The sequence below is a fragment of the Allorhizobium sp. nf9_anc genome, from assembly GCF_056323085.1.
The window spans coordinates 2,650,442-2,671,141 of the sequence record NZ_CM150481.1; the positions used below are offsets into that span (position 1 = coordinate 2,650,442).

Below are 20,700 nucleotides of genomic sequence, written 5' to 3' on the forward strand. Positions count from 1 at the left end.
AGGTGGTGGCGAGCCAGAGCCAACAGGGGACAGCCACGCGGTGAGTGTCACGGATCAGCCAGGACAGCAGGACGCCATGCTTCTTGAAGAGGCGATGGACTGGTTCATGTTGCTGCGTGATGCGCCAGCGGACCCTGCGCTGACTGCCGCCTGGGGAGACTGGCTGCACGCTTCGGACGCCCATGCCGCGGCCTGGGCCCGGATCTGTCGCACCTGGGCGGCGCTCGGCGAAACGCCGGTTGCGTCGCCCGAGATCGCGCCGAAGGCTTCTCGTCCTTCGCCCGCACCTCACGTCCCGATGCGGAACTCGGGATTTCTCAGCCGCGGTCTTGGCCTTGCCGGCGCAAGCCTGATGTCGCTTGCGCTGATTGCCGGTGCTTTTGGACCGGCGCTGCAGATCAGGCTGGAGGCGGATTTCCGCACGGGCGCCGGCGAGACGGAAATCATCACGCTTGCCGATGGATCGCGGGTGACGCTCGCGCCGGAAACCGCGCTGGCCGATGACTTCGACGGCACATCCCGCCATGTCCGGCTGCTCTCTGGCGAAGCCTTTTTCGAGGTGGAGCGGGATGCCGCCCGCCCCTTCGTGGTCGATGCGCAGGATGCCTCCGTGCGGGTGCTTGGCACAGCGTTCAGCGTGCGTGACACGGGCCATGGCACGCGGGTGGAACTGGCGCATGGGTCGATTGCGCTTCGACCGCAGGGTGCGCCAGACGCCGAAGAACTCGCGCTCGTGCCCGGCGATGTGGTGACCGTGGATAGGAAGGGTGGCAAGGCGGAATTGAGCCGCATCGAACCCTCCGATATCGCGCTCTGGCGCGAGGGACGGCTGGCCGTTACCGATCAGCCGCTCGGCGATGTCGTGGCACTCATCCAGCGCCAGCACCCGGCCTGGATCATGTTGCCGGAAAGCGATCTGGCATCGCTCAGGGTCACCGGTCTCTATGACCTCAGCGATCCCGACCGGGCGCTGATGGCGCTGGCTGCGGCCTTCGGCCTGCAGGTGAGGACGGCGTCTCCCTATCTCCGCATCGTCACCAGCCGCTGAAATAACGTCAATAATTCAGAAACTTAATCATCATTTCGCGAACCAGTCGCAAAAAGATGAATGTTGTCTGAAAAACTTGTCTCTTTCACTCGTATTTAACCTCGAACACGGCGTTGAGCCAGTTTGAGTATGGGGACGAGTATGACTGTGACGAGACTTTCTGCGGATCGCGACGCCTTAATCGGGGCTGCGTCGCGCCGGCTTCTGACCACAACGGCCTGCGCGCTGGCGCTTCTGGCGGGGCCATTCACGATGCCCGTCGTGGCGCAGACGGCGCCTGTGAGTGCGGCGACCCGCGCCTATGACATTCCGGCACAACCGCTTGCCAATGCGCTGAGAGCCTTCGGCCGCCAATCCGGCCTGCAGGTTTCCCTGCCGGCAGAGGCGGCCCGTGGCGCGAATTCCGCCGCCGTCTCCGGGACGCTTTCGACCGAGGCCGCGCTGTCGCAACTGTTGTCCGGCACCGGACTTTCCTATCGCATCAGCAATGGCACGGTCGTCGTCGGCGATCAGTCTTCTGCCGTCACCGGTGGCGCGCCTGCAGCCGATGGCTCAACCGTAATCGGTGAAATCAACGTCACCGGCCAGCGGGCCGAGACCAGCGTCAGCTCCGTCAACATCGGCGCCGAAGAGCTCGCGGCGCGCAATCCGACCAGCGTCGCCGACGTCTTTCGCGACGAAGCGGGGGTCAGCGTCGGAAGCTCAATCCCGACCTCGCAGAAGGTCTATGTCAACGGGTTGGAAGAAACGACGCTTGCCGTCAGCATCGACGGCAGCCGCCAGAACAACCGCGTCTTCCACCACAATGCCACCAACCTGATTGACCCGTCGCTCTTGAAGGCCGTCGACGTCGACGCCGGCATCGCGCCAGCCGATGCAGGTCCGGGCGCGCTTGCAGGCTCGATTGCCTACGAGACGAAGGACGTGAAGGACATGCTCACCGCCGACGGCTTCGGCGGCATGGTGTCGGAAACCTACAATTCGAACAGCAACACCTTCACCACCGGCCTCGGTGGCTGGGCAATGCAGGACGGCTTCGAATTCCTCGGCTTCCTGAACTATGGCAAGGGTGACAACTACGAAGCGGGCAATGGCGACGAGGTCCGCGGGACCGAGACGAACCTATTGAGCGGGCTCGGCAAGTTTGCCTATGAGGCCGAAAGCGGCGACCGGTTCGAGTTCAGCCATGAGCGGGTGCGCGACGATGCGGAGCGGCCGTTCAGGGCGAATGCGAGTGCTGTCGTAACAACCAAGACTTGGGAGCCGAAGTACCGCAACTACCTCTTGCAACGTGACAACACCGTATTCACCTATACGGACACGACGCCAGAAGGCTGGTGGGACCCGACCTTCCGTCTGGCCTACAGCGGCAGCTCTGTTGACATGCTCTACTACTACTCTCAGGGCGGCGTTCTCAGGAACTACCCAGTCTCCGGGGACAGTGGCAGTCTGAACGGCAAGTTCGAGAACAAGTTTGCGCTCGAAAACGGCGATATCGTTGCCGGCTTGGATTTCTATAGCGACGAGATCGAATTCAGTTCCTTCTTCCCGGAAGAAAACGCTTCTGAGAAGGCTCAGAACGTTGGCCTGTACGCCCAAGCGCGAATTGAACCGATCGATGCCATGCGACTGTCCTTTGGCGGTCGTGCCGACCAGCAATGGTTCGAGGGCACCACTGGCGAGAAATGGGACCATGCCGGTCTGAGCGGAAACGCGTCGATCGAATATGACCTAACAAGCTACCTCACGGCCAAGGCCGGCGCCTCCCATGTCTGGGGCGGCATTCCGCTCGCTGAGAGCTTTATCATGAACCCCGGTTGGAATTATGGGACCGAAGGACCGGAGGTCACCACCGCGAACAATATCATGGCAGGGCTTGAGTTCCACCATGATGGTTTCACGGTTGAGGGTAGTGTGTTCCGCAATAGAATTCAGGATTCCCGTGTTGCCAAATACGCAGCCGGATCAGCGAACAAGAATTCGGATGTCGATTCCGAAGGCTTCGAGGTCGGTTTGGGCTACGAATGGACGGGCGGCTTTATCAAGGCCAAATACGCCCACGTCGACGCAACGGTTGATGGCCTACCCATCAATGCGAATGACGAAGATACCGGTTACTATCTCGCCACTCCCGTGGGCGACATCATCACCGTGTCTGCGGCGCACACATTCCTTGACTGGGGTCTAACAGTCGGTGGTGACGTCGAGATCGCTCCTGAATTCAACTCTGGAGCAGCATCTTTCGACGCTTACGAAGTGGTCAATCTCTACACCGAGTGGAAGCCAGAACAGCTTTCGCACATGACCTTCCGCGCAGAGGTTCAGAACCTCTTCAACGAAACCTATGCGAGCCGCGCCACTTACGGCCAGGAGTTTGGCAACGTAACCCCCCTCTACGAGCAGGGCCGGACATTCCTGCTCTCGGTCAAGGCGACCTTCTGATCAGACAAGACAGCCCTTCGCCGGGAGACCGGCGGAGGGCTTTTCTGTATCGAGTGACGAGGACAACCTCGATGAGCGAGTTGGAACCCAATCGGGATTTCTGCCACGGGCTTCGCGGACCGGATGCTCGGCCGACGGGAGCGTGGTCGTGATGGCGCGCGCCCAAACCCCGGCACAGGCCCAAGCCCAATCTTGGCACGATCCGCATGCGATCGCAGCCGCCGCCACATTCCAGAGCTTTGCCAATTGCTATATCCGCGAGATCGATGCCGGCTGCGCGGGCTGCATGGCGCTTGATGGCTGCGAGCGGCGCTGCCTCGACTGGTATCTCACAGCACAGCGGCTGCATCTGCGCGCGGTTCTTGAGGCCGAAAGCCAGGTAGGCCCGAAGGCCTTCGGGCCGCTCTTCAGCCGCCAGCAGGGGGAAACAGGCTGGCAGCCGATCGATCCGCTCTGGGCCGTGCAATGCCTGGTGCAGGACCTTGCCGAAAAGACCAGGGGTGAAAGCCGCCCGGGCGCTGGGCTCGAGCTGATGCTCAGAACACTGCAGAGCTGCGCCCGGATCGCGACGCTGGCAGACGGTGCGCAGGATCGGCGCGACAACCAGCCAGAGGGTTTCCTAGAAAGCGAGCAATCGCTCACCTTCGGGCACTGGATGCACCCGACGCCGAAGAGCCTCACCGGCATGAGCGACTGGCAATCAGCAGTCTATGCGCCAGAAGGCGGCGGGCGTTTTGCGCTCAGCTATTTCGCCGGACCGCGCGATATGGTGCGGGCCTGCTCAGTCGCGGGCGATCTCAATGCAATCGTGGGCGCAATGGCGGGCGATCTGCTCGATGCAGGGGCGCTCAGCGACGACGAGATGCTCTTGCCGATGCATCCGCTGCAGGCCGAGGCACTGCTGCTTCAGCCACGCATCCAGGCGCTGATCGAGGTAGGCCTTCTGCGTCCCCTGGGCAGTGGCGGGGTCCTGTTCACCGCGACATCTTCCGTGCGCACCATCGCCTCCGACGACTGCGACTGGATGCTGAAATTCTCGCTGCCGGTGAAAATCACCAATTCGCTGAGACTCAACCGCCGCCACGAGCTGGAAGCGGGCGTCGTCATGGCGCGGCTGGTCGAGCTGCTCGATCTTGAGACCCGACTGCCGAAGCTCGGTTTCCTCCGCGATCCCGCCTATCTCACGCTCGATCTGCCGGGATCGAGCGAAAGCGGCTTCGAGGTGATCCTGCGGGAAAACCCCTATCGCGGCGAAAAGGGCGAGGGCGTGGTGAGCCTTGCGGCGCTGACCGCACCGGCACTTCCCGGGCGGTGCCAGCGGCTTGCAGCGCTTATCGAGCGGCAGGCCAATGAGGCCGGGATTTCCCGAAGCGAGGCAGCGCATCAGTGGTTCGACCGCTATCTCGACTGCGCCGTAACGGCCCTTGTCCGTCTCTATGATGAGACCGGCATTGCACTCGAAGCCCATCAGCAGAACATGCTGGTCGATATGTCCCAGGGCTGGCCGTCGAAGGTCGTCTATCGCGACAGCCAGGGTTTCTATCTCTCGGAGCGGCACAGGCCGGCACTGACCTCCGCCCTGCCCGAACTGGCCGAGGTCTGCGACCTCTTTTACCCCGACGCCGAGATCCGCCGGCGTTTCGGCTACTACCTTGTCGTCAACCAGGTCTTTGCCGTGATCCACCGGATGGGCGCCGAGTGCCTCGCCGACGAAACCTGCCTGCTGGCCCGGCTGCGCGGTCATCTGACGGCGCTGAGCAGGACATTGCGCGGCAGCGGGCTCGATTTCGTCCGGCATCTTCTCGACGACCGGACGATCATCACCAAGGCCAATCTGGGTGTGCGCATCGCCGGCATCGATGAGCTGGAAGGCGGGGCGGGAGCCTCACTCTATCGCGAGATGCCGAACCCGCTGCATCCCGCCAACCTCAAGACCGCGAGGCTCGACGATGCCCTTGCCTCTTGACCTGCCCGGCCAGCCGGAGGAGCGCGTGCTCCGTCAGCTTGTCTCGGCGCTCATCTTCGAAGGTGTAGCATGGGTGGACGATGCCGGTTCGAACGACGGCACGACGCGGCTTGTGATCGGCAGCGGCGAGGCCCGTGCGCGGCTGCATCAGGGGCCGTTCGGTCGCCCCCGCATGGCGCCCGGCTCGCTACAGCTGCGCTGCCCGCAGACACGCGAATGGACCGTTGGCGCTCTTGACCAATTGGTCGATCTCGTACCGGCCCCTGAGGCGTCACGGTTGACGCTGCTCAAGGAATTGCAAAGCACCATCGTCTTTCTGGAGCAGGACAGCACCCTGCCCCAACCCATTGACCGCCGGTCGCTGCCCTTCGACCGCCTGGACTGCGCGCTTTCCGAGGCGCATCCCTATCACCCCTGCTTCAAGTCGCGCACCGGCTTCAGCTTAGAAGACAATGCGCTATTTGGCCCGGAGGCTGCCCGGCCCTTCCGGCTGCATTGGCTGGCTGTGGCGCGAGACCATGTGCGCGAGGCGCTGCCCGTCGATCCGGAAACCTTCTGGTGGAAGGAGCTGGGTGAGGCGCATGCGGCCCGGCTGTTCTCGCGGATGAAGCGTAAGGGCGTCTCGCTCGACAGCCATGCGCTCGTGCCCCTGCATCCCTGGCAGTGGCGGCATCTGAAGGAGGGGTTGCTGGCCGACTGGATCGCCGATGGGCGTGTGGCGTCGCTTGGCGAAAACGGCGATCCCTACCGGGCGACGCAATCGATCCGGACGCTCATCAACCATGCCGATCCGGCCCGTGCGCATGTGAAGCTGCCGCTCGACATCGTCAACACTTCCTCGATGCGCGTGCTGGAACCGCATTCGATCGTAACCGCACCGCATCTCAGCCGCTGGCTGGCGGAGCTGGTTGCCGCTGACCCGCATTTCCGCAGCCGCTATCCGCTCGACATCCTGCAGGAATATGCCGGCATCCGCGTCGATGCGCATGGCGCGCTAGATGGCAAGCTCGGGCTGATGCTGCGCGAAAGCCCGAAACTCCTGCCCGGCGAACAGGCAGTGCCCTTTAACGCGCTGATGATGCTGGAGGCGGACGGCAAGCCGTTCATCGCGCCCTTCATCGCGCGGCATGGGCTCCTGCCCTGGCTGCACCGGATGCTGGGGGTCGCGGTTCTGCCCGTCTGGCATCTGATGGTGCATCACGGCGTGGCGCTGGAAGCGCATGGGCAGAACATGATCCTCGTGCTGCGCCATGGCTGGCCGGAACGGCTGATCCTGCGCGATTTCCACGAGAGCGTTGAATTCTGCCCGGCACTTCTGCGCCAACCGGAGGGCCTGCCGGATTTTGCCGCCATTGACCCCGTTTATGACGGGGCGCCGTCGGATGCCTATTACTGGACCGACCATGCCAACGAGCTGCGCGAGCTGGTGATGGACTGCCTGTTCATCTACTGCCTGACGGAGGTCTCGCTGTTGATCGAGACGGCCTATGGCCTTTCCGAACAGGCCTTCTGGGATCTGGTGAGCGAACTGCTCGACAGTTACGGCGAGCACTATCCCGACAAGGCGCGGCTTCAGCTCTTTGCCCATGACAGCACGGAAATTTCGACGGAATCGCTGCTGTCGCGCAAGCTTTTCCGCGACCGCAACCTCTATCGCCACCGGGTGCCCAATCCGCTTGGGCTCAAAGAAAGGAGCGACCAGCCATGATCCTGATCGACGGGACCTTCCATAGCCAGACCGAGATCGATGCCAAAGGTGAGGCCTTCCTGGCCGCAACCGGGATCGCGGACCCGCGCCTCAGCGTCGCCGTCTGCCTGCCCGAAACCATCGACTGGCTGTCCGCCTTCTTTGCCATCAAGCGGCTTGGGGCAAGCATCCTGCCGCTTCTGCCCGGCACGCCGCTTGCCACCGCCCGCAAGCTTGCCAAGGAGGCCGGCTGCCACCGGCTCTATCACGGCGGCACGACCGCCGAATGGCTGGGCGAGCCGGACGACGGGAGCCCGCGCGGGCGGCTGTTGCAAATGAGTTCGGGCACCACGGGGGCTGCAAAATGCGTGGCGCGCGGATGGGACGATATCGAGCGGGAGCTGGAAGACTATGTCGGCTTCTTCCGCGAGCCCCAGGACATGACGCCCGTCGTCGCCTGCCCGACCACCCATTCCTACGGGCTGATCTGCGGGCTTCTGGTCGGCTTGAAGCGCGGACGCGTGCCGCATGTGGTGAACACCGCCAATCCCAAGCATCTGATCCGGGTTTTGCACGAAACCGAGCGGCCGATCCTCTATTCGTCTCCAGCCATGCTGCACACGCTGGCGCGGCTTCTGCCATCCGGCGAAAAGGTGCATGCGATCATGACCTCGGGCACGCTGTTGCCGGAGAGCTGGTTTTCCACCATCCGCGCCAAGGCCGAGCGCTTCTACCAGCAATATGGCTGCTCGGAAGCCGGCTGCGTGGCGATCAACAGCGACCTTGCCCATCCCGCCGACATGGGCCGCATTCTGCCGCGTTTCTCGCTGGCTGACGGCGGCACGGCGGATGCGCCGGTCGAGATCGTGCTGACCGGGATCACCAGGATCGAGACCAGGGATCTCGGCTATCGCAGCGCCGACGGCATGCTGGTCTTCATCTCGCGGCTCGATGACACGGTGAATGTCTCGGGCCTCAACGTCTATCCCAGCGATGTCGAAGACCAGGCGATTGCCGTCGACGATGTCACCGATGCGGTGGCCTTCCGCGTGCCCGACAGTTTTGCCGGCGAGCGGGTGGCGCTGGTCTATTCGGCGAACCGGATGATGCCGTCATCCGAGCTGCGCGAGCGGCTGATCGCCGTTTTGCAGCCGCATCAGGTGCCGATGCATCTCATGCAGGTGGCCGAGGTGCCGCGCCAGGCGAATGGCAAGATCAGCCGCCGCGAGATCGCAAGGCGCTTCCTTGCCGGAGAGTTCAACGATCAGAGGGAGTGCGCCTCGTGACCCGAAGCGACATCATCGACGCCATTGCACAGGTGCTGGCCGGCCCCATGCAGCATCGGCATATGGAGGCGTTTTCGCCGATGGCACGGCTCAACCAGGACCTCTATCTCGATTCCGTCCTGATCCTGCAGATCTTCCTCAATCTCGAGCTCGAGCACGGGTTGATGGTCGATGATGCCGTGATCAGCCGAAAGGACGTGGTGACGGTCGCCGATCTCGCCGATCTCTTCCTGCCCGAGGACGACGCGGCACCCGCCGAACCGGAGCCTGTCGCAGAGCCGATGGCGGAATTCGAAGGCGGGGTGCATGGCGAGGACTATTACGACATCAAGGTCCACTGCTTTGTCAGCTGCCTTTGCGATGGCTTGAAGCGGCGCGGCATCGACCACCGGCCCTTCTATTTCGGCATCTGGGACGCGCCCTTCGGCATCAGCCCGCGCCACGAACTGCTCTATCACGACGCGACCGTCAGCCACGAGCCCTTCCGTCTCTGGTTCGAGCGGCTTTACCGCGCGCCCGTGACACCCTGGTACGACCACTCCCGCTCCAAGGACGAGAATATCGCGACCTTCCTCGACCTTCTCGAAAAGCGGCGGGAAACCGCGGGCGTGATGGTGATGCTCGACCTCTTCCATCTGCCGGAGCGGGAGAACAAGTTCAACCAGAACCCCTTCCCGCATTACCTGATGCCGGAGATGACCGAAGACCCTGATGTCTGGTTCATCCGCGACCCCGACTATCGCTGGGAAGGGCCGATCGAACGCGCGAAGGTCCTGAACGCGATTGCCCAGCCGTCCGTCGCCGGCGGCTATCATTTCGACCGCGCCGCCTTCCAGCCGGCTGCCGATGCCGATGTCGCGGCCTATCTGAATACCTGCCTGATCCGCGGCCGCAACCCGCTGATCGACGCGCTGCGATCGATCCTCGCCGCCCATGTCGAAGGGCGCGACGGGCTGACGCTTCAAGACCTTACATCAGGACTTCGCGAACTGCCGGTGCTCGGCATCCGCAAATATGCCTATGAGCATGGCTTTGCCTTCATCTGGCGGGCGGCAAAGCTTTCCAACAGCGAATTCGAGCACTGGTGCACCGAGATCGAGGCGCTGCATCAGGAGCTGAAGAACATCCATTTCGCCGCGATGAAGCTCGCCCAGACCGGCGACCGGCGGCTGATCGAGGACGTGACGCGCCGGCTCGACCGCGCCGACCGCTTCGAAACCTCCATCAAGACCCGGCTGGGCGCTGCCTTCGACGCCTGGAGTGCCGGCTTTCAAGACACAGCGGCTCCGCGCCTGAAGGCGCTGGGCTGAACCATGACCATCTGACATCTGGGAGAAACGACCATGACCATCCGCCCCTTTACCCGACCCCTCATCCGATGGGCGCTGATCGCGGCCGGCCTCACCCTTGCCGCCCTGCCGGCGCTGGCGCTCGATGTCGAGACCTATGCCGGCAAGGTTACCGTCGAGGGCACGCCGTCGAAGGTTGCCGTCTTCGACATCGCGGCGCTTGATACGCTGCTCGCCATCGGCGTGATGCCGGCGGGCATTCCGGAAAACCTCTATCTCGCCGAACTCTCGGATCTGAAGGGCAAGGCCGAGGTGGTGGGCGATATCTTCGAGCCCAATCTCGAAGCCTTGAGCGCGCTTGCCCCTGACCTGATCATCGTCGGCGGCCGCTCCTCCGGCAAGGAGAAGGAAACGGGCAAGGTCGCGCCCTCGCTCGACATGACCATGGACGGTGTCGATGTGGTCGACCAGGCGCGGGAGCGGGCAACGACCTATGGCGCGATCTTCGGGAAACAGGCGGAGGCCGAGAAGGCGGTTGCCGAATTCGACGCGGCGCTCGCCCGCGCCAAGGCCGCCGTTCAGGGCAAGGGCAATGGCCTGATCCTGATGACCAACGGGCCGAAGATCACCGCTTACGGGATCGCTTCCCGATTCGGCTGGGTGCACAAGGCGCTCGACCTGCCGCCGTCAGTCGAAGACGTCGAGGCCGCCACCCATGGCGAGCCGGTCTCCTTCGAATTCATCGCCAAGGCCAATCCCGACTGGCTGCTGGTGCTCGACCGGGCCGCCGCCATCGGCGCCAATGACCAGAATGCCAAGGCAACGCTCGACAATGCGCTGGTCGCCGAGACCAAGGCCTGGAAGAGCGGTCAGGTGATCTATCTGCCGTCGGCGGACTTCTACATCGCAGCCGGCGGATTGAAGGCCACCGAACGGGTGCTGGCCACGATCGAGGCCGGTTTCTCCGCCAGCCAGTGATGTCTGCCATCGCTGATACACCACATCGTCGCGTGATGATTGGCGCCGGGCTCTGCCTGGCGCTTCTCGTCGTGTTGAGCCTTGCCATCGGCGTGCAGGAACTGTCGCTCTCCGGCACTGGCAGTGCGATGCCCTTTGCCGATCTCATGGCCATCAGCCGGCTGCCGCGCACGCTTGCCGCCGTGCTCTGCGGTGCGGGTCTCGCCGTTGCCGGCCAGATCATGCAGACGCTCACGCGCAACCGCTTCGTCGAGCCCTCGACAGCGGGAACCGCCCAGAGTGCGGCCCTTGGCATCCTGATCGTGACGCTCTTCCTGCCGGCCGCAGGTTTGGGCGTGAAGGCACTGGTCGCCAGCGGCTGTGCGCTCGCCGGCACCGCGCTGTTCCTCGCCACCGCCCATCGCCTGCCGCCGGAACAGCCGCATCTCGTTCCGCTTTTCGGCCTTGTCTATGGCGGTGTGGTGGGGGCGGCCGTCACCTATGTCGCCTGGCAGACAGATCTGATGCAATATTTGGACATCTGGACCAATGGCGAATTCTCCGGCGTGCTGAAGGGCCGCTACGAGCTGCTGTTCGTCGCCGTGGTCATCGTCGCGGCGGCGATCCTGATTGCCGACCGGCTGACGATCATGGCGCTTGGCGAGGACCAGGCGACCAGCCTCGGCATCGACTATCGCCGGATGACGCAGATCGGGCTGGTGCTGGTCTCGGTGATGTCGGCGCTCTCGGTCGTTGTCGTCGGCCTCATCCCGTTCGTCGGCCTCGTCGTGCCCAATCTGGTGTCGCGCATCTTAGGCGACAATCTGCGCGGCACGCTGCCGCTCGTGGCGCTCGGCGGGGCGATCCTCGTTCTCGCCTCCGACATTGCCGGGCGCGTCATGCGCTTCCCCTACGAGATCCCCGTCGGCACCGTGATGGGCGTGATCGGACCGGCGGTCTTTCTCTGGTTCATCCTCAGGGAGAGAAGCGATGCGTGACCGGATCGTCATCGGCCTTCTCCTCTGTCTTGCGCTCTTAGCCATCATCGCCTTCATGACGGTCAACCTGCGCGGCAATATCGCCTTTGCGCTGGAGCTGCGCGGCATCCGGCTTGCAGCGCTGGTGACCGTCGCGGTTGCCATCGCGCTCTCGACCGTCACCTTTCAGACGATCACCGGCAACCGCATCCTCACACCGTCGATCATGGGCCTCGATGCGCTCTACCAGTTTGGTCAGGCGGCCCTCGTCTTTGCGCTTGGCGGGCTGGGTTACGTCTCGCTCTCACCGCATCTGAAGTTCGGCATGGAGGCATCCTCCCTGATGCTGCTCGCCATGCTCATCCTCTGGCCGGCGCTGAAAAGCCGGATGGACCTGACGCTGATGCTGCTGGCTGGCGTCGTCATCGGCGGGCTCTTCCGCAGCCTAACCAATCTTCTGGCGCGGCTGATCGATCCGCAGGAATTCGCCGTGGCGCAGCGGGCGATGTATGCGAATTTCTCCGCGCCGAACACCGATCTGCTCGCCATCGCAGCGCTCGTCACGATGCTGGCCGGCGGCTTCCTCTTCTCGCGCCGCCATCAGCTTGATATCGCCGCGCTCGGACGCGACACGGCAATCGGCCTCGGTCTCGACTGGAACCGGTTGGTGCTGGTGCAGCTCATCACCGTGTCACTGCTTGTTGCCGTCTCCACCGCGCTCGTCGGCCCCGTCACCTTTTTCGGCCTGTTGATCGCAGCGCTTGCCGAACGGCTCACATCCTCGCGCCGGCATGCTTCCGTCTTCGTGGTTGCCATGGCTCTCGGCGTCATCGTGCTGGTCGGCGGCCAGACGCTGTTGCAGCACGGGCTTGGCCAGGCCGGCACACTCTCTGTTGTCGTCGATTTCCTCGGCGGCCTTGTCTTCATCCTGCTTCTGTTTGCGAGGCGAACCCGATGATCGAAATCCAATCCGTCAGCCTGGATCGCCAGGGCCAGCGCGTGCTGGACGACATCGACCTCGTTCTGCCGAGGGGTGGCCTCACCGCCCTGGTCGGCCCAAACGGTGCCGGAAAATCCACCCTGCTCTCGCTTGCCGCCCGGCTGTTGCCGCTGCAGCAGGGATCCGTCACCATCGACGGGCTTCCGGTCGGCTCGACACCCGGCAAGGTGCTCGCCAAAAAGCTTGCGATCCTGAGGCAAGACTCTGGCCCGCCGCCGCGCGTCACCGTGCGCGAAATGGTCGGCTTCGGCCGCTTCCCGCATAGTGGCGGGCGGATGACGGCGGAGGACAGAGCGATGGTCGAGGAGGCGCTTGCCCGCTTCGAACTCGAAGGCCTAGCCAACCGCTCGCTCGACCGGTTGTCGGGCGGCCAGCGGCAGCGGGTGATGGTGGCGATGACCTATGCGCAAGGGACCGACTATATCCTGCTCGACGAGCCCCTGAACAATCTCGACATGTATCACGCCCGCCAGCTGATGCTGGAGCTGCGCCGCCTCGTCGACGAGACCGGCCGCACCATCGTCATCGTGCTGCACGACATCAACCACGCCTCGGCCAGCGCCGACCGGATCATCGCGATGAAAAACGGCCGGATCGCAGCCGACGGCACGCCTGACGCGATCATGCGCTCGGACGTGCTGGAGGCGATCTACGGGTTCGCCATTCCGGTTGTGGAGGCGGGCGGCATGCGGCTTGCGCTGCAATATGCGCGGGTGGGGTGAGCTGAGGTTGAGCAGATTTGACGGTGGCTGGGGCGCCAGGATTCGAACCTGGGAATGTCGGTACCAAAAACCGATGCCTTACCGCTTGGCGACGCCCCAACAGGATTGCGGGGCCGCGGGCGGCGCTGCAAATCGCGGCCTGATTATCAAAGCCTAAGCCGGGCGGCAACACCTTCACGCTGGGACTTTGCAGTTTTTCCCGGAACGATGCGGCGGGCAGGTCGTTTCTCTCACATCCCCACGAGAGAAACCCCGACGAAAGGACATCTCATGCCCTCCATTACTTCAGCCCGCATCCTGATCATCGCCACCCATGGCTATGAGCGCTCCGAGTTGCGTGTGCCGCTCGAGCAGCTGACGGCCAAGGGTGCATCGGTCAGCATCGCGTCGCTCGAAAAGGCGCCGATCAAGAGCTGGGATGCTGAAAACTGGGGCGATACTGTCGACGTCGATCTGACCCTCGACGAGGTCAAGATCGATGATTTCGACGCGCTTATCATTCCCGGAGGCCAGATCAATCCGGACCTGTTGCGCAAGGAACAGAAGGCCGTTGACCTGGTGAAGAGCTTCATTAACTCCGGCAAGACGGTTGCGGCGGTCTGCCATGGTCCGTGGCTGCTGATCGAGGCCGGCGCCGTCAAGGGCCGCAAGGCGACTTCCTTCTCGTCGATCAAGACGGACATGATCAATGCCGGTGCCGACTGGCGCGACGAGGCTGTGATCACCGACCAGGGCATCATCACCTCTCGCAATCCAGACGATCTCGATGCCTTCGTGGCGAAGATCGTCGAGGAGATCGAGGAAGGCCGCCACGAGCGCCGCGCGGCCTGATCTCTCAGGCCCGATCTTGAGAACAATGCAAAAACCCGGCGGGCGACTGCCGGGTTTTTGTCGTATCCGGGCGGCAGCACGACCGTCTGCTCGCGCTAGCCGGGGACGGCCGGTATTTCCCGTTTCAGATCCGGCTCTTCGTGAATGAAGGTGAGCTGCAGGGTCGCCATGCGCTCGGCGGCGGGATCACGGATCTCGCTCAAGCCCTCCGGCGGGTCGACGGCAATGCCCGCCTCGCTGAGGACCGTGACCAGCTCGGCAAAGGCACCGGCCGGGAGCGTCAGGCGGATCGTGTTCATCAGGTTGGAATACATGCGCGTGTCGTCGATCCAGCCGCCGAGGCGGTTGACGGTGTCGAAGACGAAGCTTGTTGCTGTCTTTCGCTCCACGCGCGTGACAGCCGACAGCATGACAATGGCCATAAGACTTCCCTTCCCTCTGATCAGAGAGTGCAGCAGGCTGCAGTGACAAATCAAGCGTGCTGTGGAATAGGCATGCACACGCCTTCCGGCGCCAGATCAGGTCACGGACATGAAGAAGCAGAAGCAGCCACACAGGAAGACGGGACGCAATGGCGCAGGCGTGGGCCATGGGCAGGCGGAGAAACCTGCGGCTGGCGCTCCCGCTTCAGTCTCTCGCGCTCTGGCGGCAGATGCTGGGCTTTCACCTCGGCCCGAGAACGGCGCGGCGCAGGGTGGGCGCGCGCGCTTCCTGGCCGGGGTCCGAACACGGGCCTTTAAGGTCGCGTTTTTCGTCTTTCTTCTCGGCGTGGCAACGGTCGCTGCCTCCCTCGTCATTCCGCATGAATTCGCCTTCTTCGAGCTCGGCTATCTCTTCACGCTCTCCATCTACGACCTCGTGCTGGCCATGCTGGGCCTATCCGTCGCCATCGGCATGGCGGAGCGTCGAGGCGAGGTCCTGGCGATCGCGCTGGCCTTCCTCGGCATCGTCGCGCCCATGCTCGTCTTCTTCGACCCGATCTTCCATGCGATCCTGCAGAGCCCGCTCGGCCACGAGCTCTTCCTGATCGCACCCGTCGCCGTGATGCTGTCGGGTGTGGTGCTCTGGCTGCCGGCATCTCTGCGGCGGTTTGTGGCGCCGGTGGCGGCGGTCGTGGTCGGCTTTTCTCTCTCACTCTTCATCGGGCTTGATGATTTCGGCATCGGCATCAAGGAGTTTGCCTTCTCCGCCGTCCTTGGAGCCTTGTGGATCCTGCTCGTGCCCGGGCTGATGCTGCGGCCCTTCCGGGGTGGGTGGCTCACAATACCGGCGCGGATCATCGGCTCCTGGCTGATGGTGATCGCCGTCATCGTCACCGTCTCGCTCTATGTGCCGCTTGCTCCGGATGCGCCGCCGCTTGCCGATCCGAGCCTGCCGGACGGCGGTGTGACGCTTGACGCCCCGGCGCTGCCGCCGCTCGATCCCGCGATCGAGGAAGGGCTGATGGAGGCGCCGGATGGTTTTGACGGCGCACCGCCAGACGGCGGCATTCCGGCACCGGAACTCGGCGACAATCCGCTTCTGGGTGGCGGGCGCAATAACCAGCCTTGAGCTTGGTCGCTCGCTTTGTCTGTCGACGCCCTTCGCGCAAGCCGTTACACCTTGGGCGAAACGCCTCCTGATTCCGGTAGATCCGCATGCTCGTCCGCTATGACCGTCCGGTGTCCCGCTCCGCCTTTCTTGCGCGGCGGCTGGCCCTGTTTGCGCTCGGCATGCTGGTTGTCGTGGTGCTGGCGCATCGCTTCGGGCCACTCGCCACGCCGGACTTCGTTTTGCTGGTGCTGGCTTGCGCGGTGCCGGCCGCCCTCTCCGTGCCGCTTGCGCTTCTGGGACTGGCGCGGCTCTGGCAGGTCGGGGCCCTGGGCGGGGTCGCGGCTGCCTGGGCGCTCATCTATGCGGCGCTCCCGCTCGGACTGCCGGCCTATGGCTACTATCTCTCCATAACCAAGCCGCCGCTCACCGAAGTGGCAACCGATCTGTCCGACCGGCCCGCCTGGGTTTCCGTGCCGACAGCGGAGCAGCATCTGCTGCCGCGCCCTGCCCTGCCCGAGAACGCCGATGCAGCCCAGCTTGCCGCCTATCCCGGTCTCAACGGTCGCCGCTACGAAGGGGCGATCGACCGCGTCTATGAGGCCGTGCGCAAGGTGGCGGCGGAAAACCGGCTGGTGGTGACGGCAAGCCGCGGCGAGGAATATGGCCTGCCGGCTCTGGAGCTGCGCCCGACAGCGGAAAGCCCTGTTGTGGCGGAGACCCCCGGTGGTGCCACGCCACCGTCCGCCGACGAGGCGCTCCCGGAAAGCGGGCCTCTGCCCACCGCGCGACCGGAGCCCAGCCTGCTTGTGCCGCTTTCCGACGGCGAACCGGAAGGCACGGCGCGCCTGCAATTTTCCACCCGCACGCTGGTGTTCGGCCTGCCATTCGATGCGGTGGTGCGCTTGCGCGAAGAGGCGGAGATGACCCTGGTCGATATGCGGGTCGCTTCGCGCTACGGGCCGCATGACCTTGGCATCAGCGACCGGATCGCCGAGGATTTCCTGCATGCGCTGGATGCGGAACTTTTGGGGATTGCGGGGAACTGAGGTTCGCCTGACGCTGTGCAAGCGCTCTCCCAAGACAAAGGTCGGCTTGAGAGCAATCTTGCATGATCAGCCCGCACGATATTCGCCCAAAAGCTTCGGCGGGCCGTCCGTGGCGACGAGGCCCTTTTCCACGAGATCCTCGATATGGGCGAGCACTGACAGAGCGGCCGCCCCATGCAGGCGCGGATCGGTGGTGGCGTAAATCACCTTGACCATGTCGGCGATCAGGCGATCGCCCTTGCGGATCCGCTCCAGCACGGCGCGTTCGCGCAGGCGACGGTGGGTGCGCAAGGCGCGGACGAAGGCGTGGGGCTCGGTGACCGGGCCGCCATGGCCCGGCAGGTAGAGACGGTCGTCGCGCTCCAGCAACCGGTCGAGCGAGGCCATGTAGTCGCTCATGGCGCCATCCGGGGGCGCGACGATCGAGGTCGCCCAGGCCATCACATGATCGGCGGAGAAGAGGATGCCGGTGTCTTCGAGGGCGAAGGCGGCGTGGTTGGCCGTATGCCCCGGCGTGTGCACGGCGGTGAGGCGCCAGCCGTCTCCTTCCAGGGCCTCGCCATCGGCAAGCGCCAGGTCGGGGACGAAATCAGTGTCGGAGCTTTCGGCGAAGGGGTTCACCTCGCCCTCGAAGAGCGGACGGGCCGGACGATGCGGGCCTTCGGCGACGATGGTGGCGCCGGTTGCGGCTTTCAGCCGGCGGGCGAGCGGGGAATGGTCGCGATGCGTATGGCTGACGGCGATGTGGGTCGCCTCCCTGCCCTCAAGGGCTGCCATCAGCGCTTCAAAATGTGAATCGCTCTCGGGGCCGGGATCGATGACGCAGACGGATTTTTTCCCGACGATATAGGTGTTGGTGCCGTGGAAGGTAAAGGGGCTGGGATTGGGCGCGGTCAGGCGCTGGACGCCCTCGGCCACGGGTACCGCCACCCCATGCTGCGGCTCGAAATCGGTGACAAATTGAGGCACTACCTGATCGTCGCCTAAGCTCATTTGTACTCGATCTCGATGAAGCTCATCGGCTGGTCGCCGCCATTAATGACATTGTGCTCGACGCCGGCATCGCGGCGATAGGCCTCGCCGGCTTTGGCAGTGACGCGGCGCTCGCCCGAGGCGTCCTCGATGAGGAAATGGCAATCAGTCATCGGCACGACGACATAGCCGAGGCCATGGCTATGATGCCCGGTCGCAGCACCGGGCTCGAAATCCCAGCGGGTTATGCGGGTGACGGCATCATCAAGCACGACGGTCGGGATGGCGGGCGGACGGGCGGAATAGCCGGGCATGGGTGTCTCCGGGTGGGTGGCGGGCACGGGTGTCCGGACGTTAGCCCCTGGCCGGCCCGGGGGCAATCGCCCCTTGGCAAAAGCGGATGGTTACGCGCAGCCCCTGCGATGTGCAGGTCGCGGGCGCGTACGGTCCAGTTCTTCCGGCTGCAGAACCGCCCTCCTCCCCACCCTTCGATGCAGATGCTTGAGCTTGTCGGGATTGCGCATGACGTAGATGGCGACAATTGCACCGTCTTCGATCTGCAGCGCCGTCGTCTGCAATTCGCCGTCCGCCTCGCGGGTGACAAAGCCCGGCAGACCGTTGATGAGGCCGACACGCAGGAGTTCCGATCCCGCAGGCCAGATCTTCTCCGCGAGATAGGTGTGAACCTTCATCACAGCGGCATGGCCGAGGATCGGCGTGATCGCCGCCTGTCGCTTGCCGCCGCCATCGGAATGCAGGCCGACATCGGCCGCCAGCATGGCGGAAAGCGCCGTCATGTCGCCGCTGCGGGAGGCGGTGAAGAAGGCCTGCGCCATCTCCAGCCCGCGCTTGGCGTCGACGGTGTAGCGGGTTCGTGCTTCCCGCACGTTGCGGCGGGCCCTTGCTGCCAATTGCCGGCAGGCGGCGACGTCGCGGTCCAAGGTTTCGGCGATCTCCTCGAAAGGTAGGCCGAAGACATCGTGGAGCAGCAGGGCTGCCCGCTCCAGCGGGGACAGCCGCTCGAGCGCCAGCATCAGCGGCAGGGTGACGTCCTCGGGCTCGATCATACCGCCCGAGAAAATTCTAATTTTGAAGCCCGTTAATTGGCGGGAGGATTACCGAATGCGATGGAAATTTATGCAAACCTGGGGAGACTAAAACCGGAAACAAATATTGCACCACCAATGCAAGAATGTATTGATTCCAACTTTAAGTAGTGTCTACTCTCGCACTGGGACTAGCGCGTCTCACATCTCATAGGGGGAATCAGATATGTCGAAGCGAATTGTCGTCACAGCCTTATGCTTGAGCCTTTCTGCCTGTACAGTAACAGAACCGGGAACTCCTCAAAGTACGCCAACAAATAATAGCAAAGAGATTGGAGATGCTCGTAGTGGAGCCGTAAAGCTTTGCAACTTTCTTCCTACTGTTGGAACTATCATCGAGATATTGGATCTGGGACTTCCTGGTTTGTCGAAGGGGGTAAAGATTGCAAATGCGATCTGCGAAAAAGTCAAAGAAGGGAAGAAGGGCGAGATACCAAAGATTAATGGCGTACGAATCAAGGGCGAATTCGTTAGATGATGTGGTTCATCCGCTCTCTGTGTCTCTCCGTTCTTCTCTCGGTCGGCTCGTCGGCTTGGGGCAGTGATAGGGTTGCTCTTGTCATCGGCGTTGGCAGCTATCCTTATTTGGGACCGCTGCAGCGTCCTCCAAATGATGCAGAAGACGTTGCAGATTTTTTGGATTCCAAAGGCTATCATGTCCACGTCGTACACAACGCGCGTACCAAAGACGAGATTCAGCAGAAAGCTGATGAATTTTTAGCGGATTTGAGAGCCAGAGCAAAAACTGGGCCCACCGATGGCTTGATATACTATTCAGGGCATGGGTTTGAAGCAGAACATAATAATTGGCTTATTGCTGGAAATTTCGATCCCACAGGCTACCGTCCTGGCGATCGCCGTGAGGTGTTCAAGAAATACGCGATTTCGCTGAATAGTCTTTTGACATCCACTTCTAAGACTGGCGCTAACGCTGTTGTTGTTGTGTTAGATGCTTGTCGCGACACGCGAGTAGAGTTTGCTGATAGCACGATGGTAAGTGTAGGTTTTGACATCGCAAATTCGGCAATCCCCTCCCGCTTTTTCACAATATTGGCCTCTTCACGAGAGCTGCCCGCATATAGCAGCTATCCTGGAGATGCTGGTCGCAACAGCGTATTTACTCACTTCTTTCTCTCAAGGCTCGAAGAAGAGAGTTATGAGCTGTCTGCATTATTGAACAAGCTGCAGGACGACGTCGAAAAAGCGACTGCATCAAAAAAACCCATTCAGTCTCCGGCTGGATTTGATGGAATTTCCGGCAACTATTTCATATACCCGCCTGTAGAAAATCAGACTGCGCCTTCCATTTCACAGCAGGGCCCGACTATTAATGTCTTTTATAATAATGGCAGGGAAAGCGACGCTCAATCTGTAACAAATGGACTAAGAGAAGCGGGCGTTTTCTATGGTGTTAGCTTTGACAACTTTAGTCAGGTGAAAGTTAAACTTCCGTCAGGTAGCTACCGAATCGTCAGATCATCAAAATTCAGTCCAGCAGATCAAATTGCGTTCGATAAGACAATTAAGGTGCTGGAATCGCAAGAAGGAAGCCCTCACGTGGTTGTTCAGGTTGTCGATCCAGCAAATATCATTAACAAGCCATTCCAAGTTCAGCTCTACTGACTGAGATCAAGCGCCACAGAGATACACTCTTGGCCAAGCATCCGACAATTTTGGGAAGCGTAAAACCGTTACAGTCTTTCGATCTGAATAACATTCTCCGCAAGCCAAAACTTCCGGGTTCGCCAATCCGGAAGGTGTTTTGGTCTGATCCAAAAACTGGACCGTTCATAAGTGGAGTTTTCCGCAGTTTTGCGCCAATAACACAATTGAGCCTG

The 20,700-nt window shown here is 62.6% G+C and carries 18 protein-coding genes, 1 tRNA gene and 1 pseudogene; 15 read left to right on the forward strand and 5 right to left on the reverse strand.

From position 1 onward, the window contains the following. Positions 1-40 precede the first annotated feature (40 nt). The 10 genes from AC02Y0_RS12995 to AC02Y0_RS13040 all read left to right on the forward strand — a co-directional run bounded on the left by AC02Y0_RS12995 (position 41) and on the right by AC02Y0_RS13040 (position 13,374). Positions 41-1,048, forward strand: a complete 1,008-nt coding sequence (locus tag AC02Y0_RS12995; RefSeq protein WP_476379324.1) for a FecR family protein — start codon at positions 41-43, stop codon at positions 1,046-1,048. Between the two features lie 141 nt (positions 1,049-1,189). Further along, a complete protein-coding gene (locus tag AC02Y0_RS13000) occupies positions 1,190-3,490 on the forward strand; it encodes a TonB-dependent receptor (RefSeq protein WP_476379325.1) in 2,301 nt (766 codons plus the stop codon). Between the two features lie 151 nt (positions 3,491-3,641). Continuing rightward, entirely contained in the window at positions 3,642-5,456 is a 1,815-nt protein-coding gene (locus AC02Y0_RS13005; protein WP_476379327.1) for an IucA/IucC family protein, read from the forward strand. After that, positions 5,440-7,164: an IucA/IucC family protein gene (locus tag AC02Y0_RS13010; RefSeq protein WP_476379329.1), complete on the forward strand. Its 1,725-nt coding sequence runs from the start codon at positions 5,440-5,442 to the stop codon at positions 7,162-7,164. The genes AC02Y0_RS13005 and AC02Y0_RS13010 overlap by 17 nt, the downstream gene beginning before the upstream one ends. Continuing rightward, positions 7,161-8,429 carry an AMP-binding protein gene (locus AC02Y0_RS13015; protein ID WP_476379330.1) on the forward strand — a complete coding sequence of 423 codons (1,269 nt, stop codon included), beginning with the start codon at positions 7,161-7,163 and terminating at the stop codon, positions 8,427-8,429. The genes AC02Y0_RS13010 and AC02Y0_RS13015 overlap by 4 nt, the downstream gene beginning before the upstream one ends. Continuing rightward, complete coding sequence (locus AC02Y0_RS13020) at positions 8,426-9,739, forward strand: DUF6005 family protein (protein ID WP_476379332.1); 1,314 nt, start codon at positions 8,426-8,428, stop codon at positions 9,737-9,739. Before AC02Y0_RS13015 ends, AC02Y0_RS13020 begins: the two co-directional genes overlap by 4 nt. Positions 9,740-9,772: 33 nt before the next feature. Beyond that, complete coding sequence (locus AC02Y0_RS13025) at positions 9,773-10,696, forward strand: siderophore ABC transporter substrate-binding protein (RefSeq protein WP_476379333.1); 924 nt, start codon at positions 9,773-9,775, stop codon at positions 10,694-10,696. Continuing rightward, entirely contained in the window at positions 10,696-11,673 is a 978-nt protein-coding gene (locus AC02Y0_RS13030; protein WP_476379334.1) for an ABC transporter permease, read from the forward strand. The genes AC02Y0_RS13025 and AC02Y0_RS13030 overlap by 1 nt, the downstream gene beginning before the upstream one ends. Further along, positions 11,666-12,610, forward strand: coding sequence for an iron chelate uptake ABC transporter family permease subunit (locus tag AC02Y0_RS13035; protein ID WP_476379335.1), 945 nt, complete (start codon positions 11,666-11,668; stop codon positions 12,608-12,610). The genes AC02Y0_RS13030 and AC02Y0_RS13035 overlap by 8 nt, the downstream gene beginning before the upstream one ends. Continuing rightward, the gene (locus tag AC02Y0_RS13040) at positions 12,607-13,374 is read left to right on the forward strand and encodes an iron ABC transporter ATP-binding protein (protein WP_476379336.1); all 768 of its coding nucleotides are present in this window, start codon (positions 12,607-12,609) and stop codon (positions 13,372-13,374) included. The genes AC02Y0_RS13035 and AC02Y0_RS13040 overlap by 4 nt, the downstream gene beginning before the upstream one ends. Positions 13,375-13,398: 24 nt before the next feature. Here AC02Y0_RS13040 and AC02Y0_RS13045 read toward each other — a convergent pair. After that, positions 13,399-13,473 (reverse strand) — tRNA-Gln (locus AC02Y0_RS13045). A 171-nt stretch (positions 13,474-13,644) separates the two neighbouring features. Between AC02Y0_RS13045 and AC02Y0_RS13050 the strand changes: the two genes are divergently transcribed. Next, positions 13,645-14,205: a type 1 glutamine amidotransferase domain-containing protein gene (locus AC02Y0_RS13050; RefSeq protein ID WP_476379337.1), complete on the forward strand. Its 561-nt coding sequence runs from the start codon at positions 13,645-13,647 to the stop codon at positions 14,203-14,205. 95 nt (positions 14,206-14,300) lie between these two features. On the opposite strand, the gene AC02Y0_RS13055 is transcribed toward AC02Y0_RS13050, so the two are convergent. After that, entirely contained in the window at positions 14,301-14,627 is a 327-nt protein-coding gene (locus tag AC02Y0_RS13055; protein ID WP_476379338.1) for a hypothetical protein, read from the reverse strand. A gap of 109 nt (positions 14,628-14,736) precedes the next feature. On the opposite strand from AC02Y0_RS13055, the gene AC02Y0_RS13060 reads away from it, so the two are divergent. Then, positions 14,737-15,756 carry a hypothetical protein gene (locus tag AC02Y0_RS13060; protein ID WP_476379339.1) on the forward strand — a complete coding sequence of 340 codons (1,020 nt, stop codon included), beginning with the start codon at positions 14,737-14,739 and terminating at the stop codon, positions 15,754-15,756. Positions 15,757-15,842: 86 nt separating this feature from the next. Beyond that, entirely contained in the window at positions 15,843-16,784 is a 942-nt protein-coding gene (locus AC02Y0_RS13065; protein WP_476379340.1) for a DUF1499 domain-containing protein, read from the forward strand. A 66-nt stretch (positions 16,785-16,850) separates the two neighbouring features. Here the strand turns inward: AC02Y0_RS13065 and AC02Y0_RS13070 are convergent, their stop codons facing one another. The 3 genes and pseudogenes from AC02Y0_RS13070 to AC02Y0_RS13080 form a co-directional block, all read right to left on the reverse strand. Then, entirely contained in the window at positions 16,851-17,777 is a 927-nt protein-coding gene (locus tag AC02Y0_RS13070) for an MBL fold metallo-hydrolase (RefSeq protein ID WP_476379341.1), read from the reverse strand. Beyond that, positions 17,774-18,070, reverse strand: coding sequence for a cupin domain-containing protein (locus AC02Y0_RS13075; RefSeq protein ID WP_476379342.1), 297 nt, complete (start codon positions 18,068-18,070; stop codon positions 17,774-17,776). The genes AC02Y0_RS13070 and AC02Y0_RS13075 overlap by 4 nt, the downstream gene beginning before the upstream one ends. 177 nt (positions 18,071-18,247) lie before the next feature. Beyond that, a pseudogene (locus AC02Y0_RS13080) lies at positions 18,248-18,817 on the reverse strand (sigma factor-like helix-turn-helix DNA-binding protein); the annotation flags it as partial. A 211-nt stretch (positions 18,818-19,028) separates the two neighbouring features. Here AC02Y0_RS13080 and AC02Y0_RS13085 point away from each other — a divergent pair. Together AC02Y0_RS13085 and AC02Y0_RS13090 are read left to right on the forward strand one after the other, a co-directional pair. Beyond that, a complete protein-coding gene (locus AC02Y0_RS13085) occupies positions 19,029-19,340 on the forward strand; it encodes a hypothetical protein (protein WP_476379343.1) in 312 nt (103 codons plus the stop codon). After that, positions 19,337-20,485 (forward strand): caspase family protein, encoded by a 1,149-nt coding sequence (locus AC02Y0_RS13090; RefSeq protein WP_476379345.1) that lies wholly within the window; start codon positions 19,337-19,339, stop codon positions 20,483-20,485. The genes AC02Y0_RS13085 and AC02Y0_RS13090 overlap by 4 nt, the downstream gene beginning before the upstream one ends. Positions 20,486-20,700: the final 215 nt, after the last annotated feature.